The organism is Thalassotalea algicola (genome assembly GCF_012932965.1).
GTDB lineage: Bacteria > Pseudomonadota > Gammaproteobacteria > Enterobacterales > Alteromonadaceae > Thalassotalea_F > Thalassotalea_F algicola.
In genome coordinates, this window is sequence record NZ_JABBXH010000002.1 from 166,036 (window position 1) to 178,250 (window position 12,215).

10 protein-coding genes are annotated in these 12,215 nt (G+C 38.1%); 4 read left to right on the top strand and 6 right to left on the bottom strand.

Annotation, left to right across the window (positions count from 1 at the left end; genetic code table 11):
* Complete coding sequence (rdgC, locus tag HII17_RS05340) at window positions 1-930, bottom strand: recombination-associated protein RdgC (protein WP_169074333.1); 930 nt, start codon at window positions 928-930, stop codon at window positions 1-3.
* Between the two features lie 113 nt (window positions 931-1,043).
* Window positions 1,044-2,795 carry a sensor histidine kinase gene (locus HII17_RS05345; RefSeq protein ID WP_169074334.1) on the bottom strand — a complete coding sequence of 584 codons (1,752 nt, stop codon included), beginning with the start codon at window positions 2,793-2,795 and terminating at the stop codon, window positions 1,044-1,046.
* A 299-nt stretch (window positions 2,796-3,094) separates the two neighbouring features.
* Between HII17_RS05345 and HII17_RS05350 the strand changes: the two genes are divergently transcribed.
* The 4 genes from HII17_RS05350 to HII17_RS05365 all read left to right on the top strand — a co-directional run bounded on the left by HII17_RS05350 (window position 3,095) and on the right by HII17_RS05365 (window position 7,461).
* Window positions 3,095-4,024 (top strand): porin, encoded by a 930-nt coding sequence (locus HII17_RS05350; RefSeq protein WP_169074335.1) that lies wholly within the window; start codon window positions 3,095-3,097, stop codon window positions 4,022-4,024.
* 235 nt (window positions 4,025-4,259) lie between these two features.
* On the top strand, window positions 4,260-4,955 hold the full coding sequence (phoB, locus tag HII17_RS05355) for a phosphate regulon transcriptional regulator PhoB (protein ID WP_169074336.1): 696 nt from the start codon (window positions 4,260-4,262) through the stop codon (window positions 4,953-4,955).
* 4 nt (window positions 4,956-4,959) lie between these two features.
* On the top strand, window positions 4,960-6,264 hold the full coding sequence (gene phoR, locus HII17_RS05360; RefSeq protein ID WP_169074337.1) for a phosphate regulon sensor histidine kinase PhoR: 1,305 nt from the start codon (window positions 4,960-4,962) through the stop codon (window positions 6,262-6,264).
* Between the two features lie 231 nt (window positions 6,265-6,495).
* Window positions 6,496-7,461: a PstS family phosphate ABC transporter substrate-binding protein gene (locus tag HII17_RS05365; protein ID WP_169074338.1), complete on the top strand. Its 966-nt coding sequence runs from the start codon at window positions 6,496-6,498 to the stop codon at window positions 7,459-7,461.
* Window positions 7,462-7,547: 86 nt separating this feature from the next.
* Here HII17_RS05365 and HII17_RS05370 read toward each other — a convergent pair whose 3' ends face one another.
* From HII17_RS05370 to HII17_RS05385, 4 genes are all read right to left on the bottom strand, one after another.
* Window positions 7,548-9,062, bottom strand: coding sequence for a Ppx/GppA phosphatase family protein (locus tag HII17_RS05370; RefSeq protein ID WP_169074339.1), 1,515 nt, complete (start codon window positions 9,060-9,062; stop codon window positions 7,548-7,550).
* A 5-nt stretch (window positions 9,063-9,067) separates the two neighbouring features.
* Entirely contained in the window at window positions 9,068-11,191 is a 2,124-nt protein-coding gene (gene ppk1, locus HII17_RS05375; RefSeq protein ID WP_169074340.1) for a polyphosphate kinase 1, read from the bottom strand.
* Between the two features lie 93 nt (window positions 11,192-11,284).
* A complete protein-coding gene (locus HII17_RS05380) occupies window positions 11,285-11,782 on the bottom strand; it encodes a glycine cleavage system protein R (protein WP_169074341.1) in 498 nt (165 codons plus the stop codon).
* Window positions 11,783-11,800: 18 nt separating this feature from the next.
* Window positions 11,801-12,163, bottom strand: a complete 363-nt coding sequence (locus HII17_RS05385) for a PilZ domain-containing protein (RefSeq protein ID WP_169074342.1) — start codon at window positions 12,161-12,163, stop codon at window positions 11,801-11,803.
* Between the last annotated feature and the right edge of the window lie 52 nt (window positions 12,164-12,215).

Genomic DNA, 12,215 nt, shown 5'->3' on the forward strand with positions numbered 1-12,215 from the left:
TTATTTTTCTTCTTCATCGAGATAATCAGTGGTTTTCAAAGAAAACTCACCTAATAAATCAACAATAAACCGATTAATCTCACCGGCCATTAAGGTAAAGTCTGCATCTATTCTTGCAACTATGTCATCTTTGTCGATATCGTCATTTTGTTCGTGCAATACGTCAAAAAACTTAAGCTTTTTAATCGCTAAATCATCACATAAAATACAGGAAAGTGCGTCATCCCATTCAATAGCAACTTTTACAGCATATTTTTCAGCGTCAATATGTGCTTTGATTTCGTCACTTGATAAATCTTGGTTCTTAACACGAATTACCGCACCATCATCACCTAATGCGTTAAATTCAGCTTCCATACCTAATTGGAAGTTTTCACTTAAGTTTTGCTCGGTAATCCAGTCGGTCATTACTTCATCTGGTGCTTGATCTGGACTAAAACTGGTTACAGGTAGCGTGCCCAATACTTTTCGCAATAACGCTAAGAAATCTTCAGCTTTACCACGTGAACTTGAATTAATAACGATAATATTATGCTCTGGTGAAATATAACCGTGCGTATCATTAAAGCGGCTAAAAGCTCTTGGTAACAATTCAAAAGTAATATCTTCTTTAAATTGCTCTTTTTCTTTCTTAGTCGCACTTCTCCCTTGCTCTTCTTCAAGTTTTGCACAACGCTCTTCAAGCATTTCTTTTATTACCGGAGCTGGGAGGATTTTCTCTTCCTTGCGAGCGCACAGTAAATAGCTACCGCTAGCACCATGTACTAAGGTATTACCATGTTTACCTAAGGCATTTACCCAGCCAAAGTGTGACTGTTCTGTAGATTTACAAGGTGTAAAAGGATGCTCTGATAAATGTTGTTCTAGTTCTTGCTCTGTCCATTTGAAAGGGCGAGTAAAGGCGAAGAAATAAAGGTTTTTAAACCACATGAAGGCGTTCCTTTAGCTTTATATTATTAATAAACGGACGGCATCATACCTTAATTAGATTTTGGGATCACCCGTTATACTTGGTTCAATTTAGCAAAGAGTATTGCGCTAATTTATTTCATGTTGGCGAATTCGATATCAAACGTTAAGCCTTCGCCTTCTGCGCTTGTTGCTTTGATTTTTCCATTTAAAGTATCTGTGACTAAGCTATGGATAATATGCGTGCCTAACCCTGAACCGCCTTGTCCTGCTTTAGTTGTGTAGAAAGGGTCAAATATGCCAGGCAATGCATCTTGTGGTACACCAACACCATTATCTTGATATTTCATATGCAGGAGTTCGTTGTGATAGCTAATATCTATCTTAATTTCACCGCGATGTCTGCCTTCAAAACCGTGGATAATTGAATTGATTATGAGGTTAGTAACGATTTGTGCGATTGCACCAGCATGCACATACATTTCTATATTGTCTGGACAGTTTACCTTTACACTGTGGGTTGTTTTCTTGAGTTTTGGGTGTAGTGACTGGATAACTTCATCGACGTACTTAGCGACATTGAGTTGACGAATTTTATCGCTTGTCTGATCGACTGCTACTTGCTTGTAGCTTGAAATTAAGTCAGATGCACGGGTTAGGTTATTCATTAATAAGTCGATACTTTGCGTCGCGTTATCGATGAAGTCTTCCATACCCCGTTTAGTAATCGTTTGTCCGCTAATTTCTTCTTTAATTTTCTCTAAAGCGTCAGATAAGTAGCTGGTTGAGGTAATGCTAACACCAATAGGTGTATTTATTTCGTGAGAAACTTCAGCAGATAAACTTCCTAGTACGGCCATTTTTTCTGCACTTAATAAACGTTCTTGTGCTTTATTTAGTTCTAATACCGATTCTTTTAGATCTTTATTGGTATGAGTAAGCGTATGTTCGGTTTGACGTCGACGATTGTTCTCGTCTTTTAACTGATCTTGTTGTTTCAGTAATTCCCGTTGCTGCATCTCCATTTTTAACATGGTAGTGCTCAGTGAAGAGGTCTTTTTAGCAACTTCTTGCTCTAATAATAAATTCTGTTCATCTAATCGTTGGTTCGCAGACAAAATTTCGCTTTGAGCTAAGGCCAGCTTCTCTTTAAATTGTACGAGCTCGTCGATTAGGTTGTTATACGCATCCTCTAAGATATTAAGCTCGTTTTTCTCAAAGTTCATTGAATGAAGTTTTGATGCTTCAGGGTCGTCCAAATCAAGTTGATTAATCTGCTCGGTGAGCTCATTTAATGGTGCGGTTAGTAACTTATTAAAGGCTAAGGTAAAAAGGAACACCAATGCCGCAGTTTTTACCATTGCATTGCCAATTAAGAAGTACAGGCCAACTTCGATTCGATTGAAAATTACCTCATTGCTTGAAAGTAGGGTTACTGAGCCTACTTTTGTTGTGCGACCAGAAAATTCAAAAATAAGCGGGAATGTATGGCCAAATAATCGCCCAGAAATAGAGCTCATATTTTGCGTTTCGCTTGTGGCATTTATATTAGTAGCAGACTCGTAATTAAAGGCTGTATCTTCTCCAATTTCACCGAGTTGGGTAATAACTTGATCATTTTCATCGGTAACCTTAATACCTTTAATCATAGGTATGGCTACTAAACCCTCGGCAATATCGATGGCTTGCTGTGTGTTTAGCTCCCACACTGCTCGGGTTAAACTGCCACTAAAAGTTTTTTCTAGTGTTAGTAGCTCGCTGTTAATATGGCTTTTGGCATTAAAGTATTCAGCAAATATCTGTACGCCAGTCACTATTAACGTTAAGAGAAAATATAATGACAATACTCGGGACAGTAATTTGCGAGAGATACTAGTAACTTTCATTTAATGCCTTCATATTTTTTTCCACTAATTATTGATTCTAGTCATTTTAGCTAAAGTTAACAGTATTTTTTCATGCTAAGTAACTGTTTTAATGCCAACAATAGCTGTAAAACTATATTTTTGAACTATATTTACCCTTAATAAAGCAGTTGATTTACAAGGCTGTAACATAAGTAACATAAAAACTACTTTAAAAAGTCATAAAAATTTAAAAAAAAATACACAGTGTAATAAAATTGTCATATTTAATTGTCACAATGCGCGGCAATTACATGACCTATATAAACAAAGGTATAAATATGAAATTCACTAAGCAAGCTATCGCATTGGCGATTTTATCAGCATCAACTTTTGGCGTTAATGCAGCAACTGTTGAACTCTATGGTAAAGCAAACCTAACCCTTCAAAGTTCTGATGAAGGCGACGGTTCGTTTACTGAAGTTAAAAGTAACGCGTCACGTATTGGTTTAAAAGGTACGCATGATTTAGGTAATGGTTTATCTGTTGTATATAAAGCTGAATTCCAAGTTGATATGGACGGCGACAGTGACAAAGGTGATAGCATTACTGATCGCAACCAATATGTTGGTTTGAAAGGCGACTTTGGTGAAGTTCTTATTGGTAAAAATGATACGGTAACAAAACAGTCACAAGGTAAAGTTGATTTATTCAGCGATTTAAATGCCGACATTAAAGTGCTGTGGAAAGGTGAAAACCGTATGTCTGATTCAGTGACGTACAAATCGCCAAAATTTTCTGGCTTCCAGTTTGGTATGACATATATTGCGGAAGATAGCGTTGATGGTGATGACGCAATTTCAGCTGCTGTAACTTATGGCGATAAAGGACTTAAAAAATCTAAGTTGTTTGCTTCAGTAGCGGTAGATTCAGAAGTTAAAGGTTATGACGTTGTTCGTGCAACGGTTCAAGGCAAGCTTCAAGGCTTTACTTTAGGCGCTATGGTTCAAACACAAGAAGCAGTAGACAGTGGCACAGAAACTGATGGTTTCTTAGTTTCTGCAAAGTATGGTTTGACTAAAGCAGTTGCATTAAAAGCACAAGTACAAACAGCAAATACAGACGGTGGCGATGACAAGAGTGGCTTTACGTTAGGTGCTGACTATAAACTTGCTAAAAGTACAAAAGCATTTGCTTACTACACGACTTTCGATATGGATAGTGGTGCTGATGAAGATTATCTAGCTGTTGGCTTAGAATATAAGTTCTAGGTTATTAAGTAAGCTTTCAGAATGAAAAAGTCGCTTTTTAGCGGCTTTTTTCTTGCTAATTTCATGATATTACATAATCATTTCAAATAATGTGCTTATTGTAATAAAAGTGTCATTAAAGTTTATCACAATGTTCTTAATTTTTAGGATTTGCTGCCCTTTCGTCGTAAGCTTTTTTGCTTCGATAGTTAAGTGAGTTCGGCATTAGATTTTGGCTATATCAGGTACATTTTGAATGAACAGACAGATTTTAGTAGTTGAAGACGAAGCCCCAATCAGGGAAATGATTACTTTTGTGTTAGAGCAAAATGGCTTTAATGCAGTGGAAGCACAGGACATTGATCAGGCAATGGCCAAAATCCATGAACCATACCCTGATTTGATATTATTAGACTGGATGCTTCCTGGTGGCACAGGTGTTAAGCTTGCTAAAACACTGAAGCAAAATGAATACACACGTAATATTCCTATCATTATGTTAACTGCACGCGCAGATGAAGAAGACAAGGTGAAGGGATTTGATGCGGGTGTTGATGATTACGTGACTAAGCCTTTTTCACCCAAAGAGCTTATTGCCCGTATTAAAGCAGTGATCCGCCGCGTGTCACCAACTGCGTTAGAAGAAGCCATCGAGTTTCATGGCATGAAACTCGACCCTGTTGCGCACAGAGTCTCGATTAATAATAGTGATTTAGATCTTGGCCCTACTGAATTTCGACTGCTTCACTTTTTCATGACCCATACAGAGCGTGTTTATTCTAGAGAGCAATTACTAGATAATGTTTGGGGAACCAATGTTTACGTGGAAGATCGCACCGTTGATGTGCATATTCGTCGATTAAGAAAGGCTATTTCAGGTAAAGGGCATGAAGATTTCATTCAAACCGTTAGAGGCTCAGGCTATCGTTTTTCAGGTAAGGTATTAAATTAGTTGTATGCCAATTAGACTTTCTATTAGTCAAGTCATCTCTCGACTCATCATTGTTTTTTCTTTAAGTGCTCTATTAGGATATCTAATAGGGCACATTTTACTTATGATGCTGCTTGCGGCAGTAGGAGTAATAGCTTACCAATACAAGCATATTTTTATGCTATCGAGTTGGTTATGGGAAACAAAAGCTATTTCACCTCCAGAAGGTGAGGGCAGTTGGGGTCGTATCTTTGATGGTCTAGATCGTTTGGTAAAAAAACACCGTAAAAAGCAAAAGCAATTAAATGATCGGATTAGACGTTTTCGTGATGGCGCGGAAGCAATTCCTGATGCGGGCATTGTCTTAGGGCGAGATTTATCGATTCAATGGAGTAACAAACGAGCAAATAGGTTGCTTGGTTTACGTTGGCCTACAGACCAAGGGCAACGTATTGATAATTTACTTCGTGCACCTGAGTTTTCTGAGTACCTTGAAAGAGCTGATTATGATTTACCTTGTGTACTAGCATCACCTATAAATGCCAACATTCAGCTAGAATTGCGATTTATGGATTACGGTAAGGAGAATATTCTTTTACTTGCCAGAGACGTTAGTAAAGTACATCGTGTCGAAGCAATGCGTCGAGATTTTGTGGCAAATGTATCACATGAATTAAAAACGCCATTAACCGTAGTACGAGGTTATGTTGAAATGATTCAAGCTTCCGAAGGTGACTTCGACCCTCATTGGCAACAAGCTTTTGATACTATTGAAGGACAAGTTTCCAGAATGGACAGACTTGTAGAGCAATTGTTGGTGCTTTCTCGCGTTGAAGTTAATACCGAAAATGACGTTAAACAACCGCTAAATGTGCCTGAGATATTGAGTAACTTGCTCAATGATGCGCATTGGTTAAACCAAGAAAAGCAGCATGAAATAAGCGCTGATATCGATGAAAGTATTGGCGTATTGGGCGTTGATACTGAATTAAAAAGCGCATTCGCCAACTTAATTTCAAATGCGGTGGCCTATACTCCTGCTAACGGCAAGATAACAGTGTCATGGCAACGCTTTGGTCTTAAAGCAAAATTTACTGTTAAAGATAATGGTACGGGTATTCGACCAGAAGATGTGAATCGATTAACCGAACGTTTTTATCGTGTAGATAAATCTCGCTCACGGAATACTGGAGGCTCAGGCCTAGGCCTTGCCATCGTTAAACACGTTTTACATCACCACAATGCTGAGTTAATTATTAATAGCCAGTGGCAAAAGGGTAGTGAGTTTTCAATTGTCTTTGAAGAAAGCTCAGTAATCACTCTGAACTAGTCCTTTTTAAATTCTTAATTTTTAAAAGCTGATGCAGCATTAACATCAGCTTTTCTTTTCATATAAATTTTCTGTCGCTCTGTAATATAAGTGTAATAAAGAGGAAATATAATTGTCACAATTGCTTTATATAGTAGTCACAAATTTTACATACAAGCTGTTTAGGCAAAGACAAATTAAGCCTTGTTTAAACATTTTGCTATTTTACTTAAACGCTCATTGGAGAATATTATGAGTTTCAAACGTGCATTAAGCGCAATTGGTTTAGCAAGTTTAGTGAGCTTCTCTGTTCTTGCTGTAGACAAAGACTTACCTGAGTACTCAAAAGTAAGCGGTATCTCTGGTAACTTATCATCTGTTGGTTCTGATACGCTAGCTAACATGATGACGTTCTGGGCAGAAGAATTTAAACGTACTTACCCTAACGTAAACGTTCAAATTCAAGCGGCAGGTTCTTCTACTGCTCCACCAGCACTTACTGAGTCTACTTCAAACTTAGGCCCAATGAGTCGTAAGATGAAGTCTCGTGAAATCGAAGCATTCGAAAAGCGTTACGGTTACAAGCCAACTGCTGTTCGCGTTGCAATTGATGCGCTAGCAGTATTTGTTCATAAAGATAACCCAATTAAAGGGTTACGTATCGACCAAGTGGATGCAATCTTCTCTAGCAACCGTAAGTGTGGTGCAGATAAAGATGCTGACCGTTGGGGTGACTTAGGTTTATCTGGTGAATGGACAGGTAAAGACATTCAGTTATACGGTCGTAACTCGGTATCTGGTACTTACGGTTACTTCAAGAAGAAAGCTCTTTGTAAAGGTGACTTCAAAAATACGGTAAATGAGCAACCAGGTTCAGCGTCAGTTGTACAGTCTGTTTCAGCATCATTAAACGGTATTGGATACTCTGGTATTGGTTACAAAACTTCAGGTGTTCGTGCACTTCCTTTAGCGAAGAAAGGCGATAACTTTGTTGAAGCTAACATGGACAATGCGGTTGCAGGTAAATACCCACTTTCTCGTTACTTATACGTTTATGTGAACAAGCACCCGAACCAGCCATTAGATCCAATGACTGCTGAATTCTTGAAAATGGTAATGTCGAAAAGCGGTCAGAAGATCGTAGAAAAAGACGGTTACATTCCTCTACCTGCAAAAGTAGTGGCAAAAGAATTCAAGAAGCTAGGTTTATCGCTTTAGTTTAAAGTTTGAATAGTAAACTAATCATTAAAAAGGCCAGCAATGCTGGCCTTTTTTGATCCGCTGAGTCGTAATTTAAAGCGTTGTTAGCAAAAACTTAACGATAAACCCAGCGTATTAAACTGTTTTCTTTCTTGAACTAGGTCAGCTTGAAATAATGGTCGCTCAGCTAGCCAATCGTTAGGAAAAGATAATTTAATATTATCGTTGTGAATTGCAACTTCAAACTCTACTTGCTCGGTTAGCTGTCGTTGCTGGCTTAAAAGAACGGATAATCTTAATATTGCTAATACCTTGGTTAAACTTACTTCTTCTAATAAGTAACAAAATTGCTCATCTTCAAATTGCACTTTCTTTCGTTGATTGCCAACCAGCCAAGCTAATGCTTGCTGTTGCTCAAGCGTAAAGCCTGGTAAATCGGCGTTTAAAATAATATAGCGGCTATGCTTATGATGAGCTGAAGGGTTAATGTCATAGCCAATTTCATGGACAATAATCGCCCAATCAAGCAATTTTTTGTAGGCTTTCTTATTAAGCTGCCAGGCTTTTTTAGCTGCTTTAAATAATTTATTTGCGGTGGCTATTACGATATCTATTTGTTTTTTATCTGCGTTAAAACGAGTGGCTAAACTATTTATTGTGCGATCGCGAATATCTTTGGTTTGAATCGTATCTAATTGCTCATTAAGTACACCTTCGCGCAATGAATTGTCGCAATACTCTATCGTGCCGACAGATAACATTTCGACGATGCCAATTAATATAGCCAGACCCGGTGCAATAATCGCGCGTCGACTCTCTTTTAATGCGGGGAGTTCAATATTGTCGGCGTGACCAAAATTAATTAGTGCTTGCTTAAGCTGGTGGAGCTCCGCTAGGGTAAAAGGCTGCTGTTTTCCTCGTATTTGGTTTAGCTGATTATAGATTGATTTAATGGTACCAGATGTTCCAATAACCTCTTGCCAACCTGTTGAGGTAAATCTTTTTACATGAGATTCAATCTCTTGTTTACTCTCCAATATCGCTTGATTGAATGCTTGGCTGCTAATTTCGCCAGTAGAAAAGTACTTATTAGCAAAGCTAACACAGCCGATATTTAGACTGGTTAATTGCTTTGTTGTTAAGTTCTTGCCGATAACACACTCGGTGCTGCCGCCGCCTATATCAATAACTAATCGTTGACTTGAAGGCGGAAGGTGATGTGCAACACCTTGATATATTAAACGAGCTTCTTCATGCCCTGAAATAACTTCGATATCAAAAGGAAAAACTTTAGCTGCCGCGTTTAAAAATGTTTGTGCATTTTTTGCGCGTCTTAGCGTATAAGTTGCGACTACCTTAAAATTATCTGGAGTGAGCTTTTCTGTTAGTGGTGCGAGATCGGATAGTGCTTTGAGCCCTCGTTCAATTGCTGAGTCATCAAGTATCGCGTTGTCGTCTAACCCTTGGGCAAGTTTAACGCGATATTTTTCAGAGTGTAGGATTTGTATATTGTCGTTGACCACTCGGGCAAACACAAAATGAAAGCTATTTGAGCCTATATCCAATGCGCCAATGTGGTAATTGTCATTCTCAGCTGCTGGCTCTATAACTTCATTCATTAGGTTTATTCCATTTTTTTCAGCGCTTTTTTATCAAGGTGCTCTTGTGCTTTCAAATAGTTGTAAATTGCAATTTGGGAGCGAACAGGTCTTGCATTACCTTGTTTAACGTACTGATTATCCTGTGCTTGGTTAACTATACGTGCTTTTTGATTGTCTTTAAATTGCAGTTCTAGTATTTCAATGATTCGCGTTTTTAACACAGGGTCGTATATCGGGCAGCCAACTTCAACTCGTTGGTCGATGTTTCGTTCCATCCAGTCAGCGGAGCTGATATAAAGTGACTGTGCACCTCTATTATTAAATAACATTACTCGAGGGTGCTCTAAAAACTGATCGACGATAGAAATAATTTCTACGTTTTCACTGACGCCTTTTATTCCCGGAATAAGTGAACACATACCGCGGATAATCATGCGTATTTTTACACCAGCACTGCTGGCTCGGTATAACCGATCGATTAGTCCTTTATCGACGAGGTTATTAACCTTCAATGTTATACTTGCAGGTTGACCCGATTCAGCTATTGCCACTTCATTATCGATTAATTGATAGGTCTTTCGACGAGAAGTTAACGGAGAAACAATTAAATGATTAAAACGAAAACGTTTGTAACTATGGGCAATAAAAGAGAATACGTTATCAACTTCCTGTGATATTTCTTTATGTTTTGTAAATAAAGAAAAGTCGGTATAGATACGGGCATTTTTTTCATGAAAATTTCCGGTACCAATATGGGCGTATCGGACAAGTCGTTCATTTTCCATTCGCGTAATAATGCACAGCTTAGAGTGTACTTTTAATGATTCAATGCCAAATTCAACTTGAATTCCTGCATCTTTCATACGTTTGGCCCACTCAATATTCGCTTGCTCATCAAATCGCGCCCTTAATTCGACAACTACTGTGACATGCTTACCGTTTTTGACGGCCTCAATGAGCGAGTGAATTATTTCTGAGTTTTTTGCAACCCGATAAATATTGATTTTAATACTTCGTACTAATGGATCATAAGATGCTTGGCGCACAAACTCTGTAAAATGTCTAAAGCGGTAATAAGGATAATAGACAAGAACATCTTGGTGGCTTATCGCTTCAAATACATTATTAAATGCCAAGAAACGTTTTGATTCTAAAGCTACTAAATCTTGTTTTTCTAACGAAGGGCCACCCAAATTAGGAAACCCTAAGAAGTCTTTGAAATGGCGGTAGCGTACCCCAGGCACAAGATTGTTAGTATCACGGATTTTCAACGCTTTACGTAAAAATTTCACCATGTGCTCTGGCATGTGGCGATCATAGCCAAGGCGCGCTGGAACTGCTTTTAGGCGTTGCTTTAGCCCTTTAGACATTTTATCAAGCAAACTTTCGTCAAGTTCGTCGTTTAGATCGTATTCAGCATCTCGTGTAAGTTTTACCGAGTAAGCGTCCATGTCTTCATATTCAAAAATACCAGAAAAAATATCGTCTAAGAAGTAATGAACAACGTCATCTAGCATGACAATACGCTGCATGGATTCGTCAGCTTCTTTCGGTAATATAATAAAGCGGTTAACTTCTTCTCGTGGAATTTCAATTAATGCGTATTGAACGTTTTCAGTTTGCTTTAATCCAACAAGTAGATAAATTCCATCGTCATCAAGGCAATTTGCTAGCTGTGTATTCGATGAAATGATAATTGGCGTGATATGTCGAATGACTTGATGTTCAAAAAATGTTTTTAGCCATTTTTTCTGGTGACCTGACAATTGCTTTTTAAAAACTTTAGATTTTTCATCATTAAATAATAATTCAATATTATGTTGGGCAAGTTCATTAAAGGCTTGAATAGCAATAGGTTGAAATTTATAAGTTAGTGATTGTACTTTCTCTATTATTTGGTCAAGTAGTCGCTGTTCTTGGTTTTCCTTCGAAGATGTGTCTTCACTTGTTGCTATTGCGACTAATGCTTTACGTCTAATGTTAGCAACTCTAACTCTAAAAAATTCATCTAGATTGGCAGAGTAAATACCAAGGAAATGGATGCGTTCTATTAGTGGAACGGCCGGGTCCGCTGCTTCTTGTAGTACACGTTCGTTGAATGATAACCAGCTAAGTTCTTTATCAAAATAAATGCGAGAATCGTTCATTGTCACTTCAATTAGGTCAAACTAGAAAGTGTAAGTAATGAATATGACAGTTTGACGACGAGAGTAGTTAAACTGTCATATATATAATTAATGTTATTTAGAGATATCCACCATTAAATCATCAGCAATGTTTTCAAGTGCTTGAATTAAATCATCTATATGATTGTCGTTTACTGATATTTGTGCTTTTGCGCTAAACATTGTTTGACCGGTATGCGGGGCAGCACCTTGCTTACTAACTAGTTTTAATAAATTGCCGTTTTGTTGATGTATTACAGATGAAATATCTTGCACAATGCCGCTTCGGTCATTGGCAGTTAGTTCGAGTGTTACCGAGGTGGCTTCATCATCACTACTGGGTGAAGTTGTTTGCGTAATAATGTTGAGGTCTTCAATTGTACTAAGCGCTTTATCAAGCGCTGAAATGTCTGATTCACTTGCTGAAACTTCAATAACGCCGGCAAAAGTACCGCTTAAATGGTGCAGACTACTGTTTTGCCAATTGCCATTATGTGCTTTCACTATGTTCGATAACTTATCAACCAAGCCTGGTTTATCGGTACCAACAAAGCTAATAACGATATGATTCATATATAACCCCTTTGAAAATTAATGCGCTTTGGTAAGTTGGGAGAGTTCTTTTTCTAGTTGGCTTTCATCGCCTAAATTCAGTTCTACTAATCGCCGTAAATGGGTAACACTGTCGATATCTATTGCATTACATTGCAATCCAATGACGTCAGGTTCTTGATGAACAATGGCAACATGCATTTCAACGTGAGTTTCGCCGTCAGCTAACGCGAAATTGAGCGTGCCTAATCTGCCTTTTAATGTTGCATCGGATTCAGGTGCTGTGACTAGGGCACCATTTAATGAAATATCATGGATAGAAACCGGAAATTCATGCTCATCGACAAATAGTGAGGCTTTGATTGAAAACAGGATGCGGGTGAATTGACGTCTATTTTCCATTTCGGTTGCTAAGATTAGTTATACATAATTGTTAGCATAGCCTGTGTTGACA

Excerpts from the sequence above, each read along its gene's own strand:
- rdgC (WP_169074333.1), bottom strand. The coding sequence starts at position 930 with ATGTGGTTTAAAAACCTTTATTTCTTCGCCTTTACTCGCCCTTTCAAA.
- HII17_RS05345 (WP_169074334.1), bottom strand. The coding sequence starts at position 2,795 with ATGAAAGTTACTAGTATCTCTCGCAAATTACTGTCCCGAGTATTGTCA.
- HII17_RS05350 (WP_169074335.1), top strand. The coding sequence starts at position 3,095 with ATGAAATTCACTAAGCAAGCTATCGCATTGGCGATTTTATCAGCATCA.
- phoB (WP_169074336.1), top strand. The coding sequence starts at position 4,260 with ATGAACAGACAGATTTTAGTAGTTGAAGACGAAGCCCCAATCAGGGAA.
- phoR (WP_169074337.1), top strand. The coding sequence starts at position 4,960 with ATGCCAATTAGACTTTCTATTAGTCAAGTCATCTCTCGACTCATCATT.
- HII17_RS05365 (WP_169074338.1), top strand. The coding sequence starts at position 6,496 with ATGAGTTTCAAACGTGCATTAAGCGCAATTGGTTTAGCAAGTTTAGTG.
- HII17_RS05370 (WP_169074339.1), bottom strand. The coding sequence starts at position 9,062 with ATGAATGAAGTTATAGAGCCAGCAGCTGAGAATGACAATTACCACATT.
- ppk1 (WP_169074340.1), bottom strand. The coding sequence starts at position 11,191 with ATGAACGATTCTCGCATTTATTTTGATAAAGAACTTAGCTGGTTATCA.
- HII17_RS05380 (WP_169074341.1), bottom strand. The coding sequence starts at position 11,782 with ATGAATCATATCGTTATTAGCTTTGTTGGTACCGATAAACCAGGCTTG.
- HII17_RS05385 (WP_169074342.1), bottom strand. The coding sequence starts at position 12,163 with ATGGAAAATAGACGTCAATTCACCCGCATCCTGTTTTCAATCAAAGCC.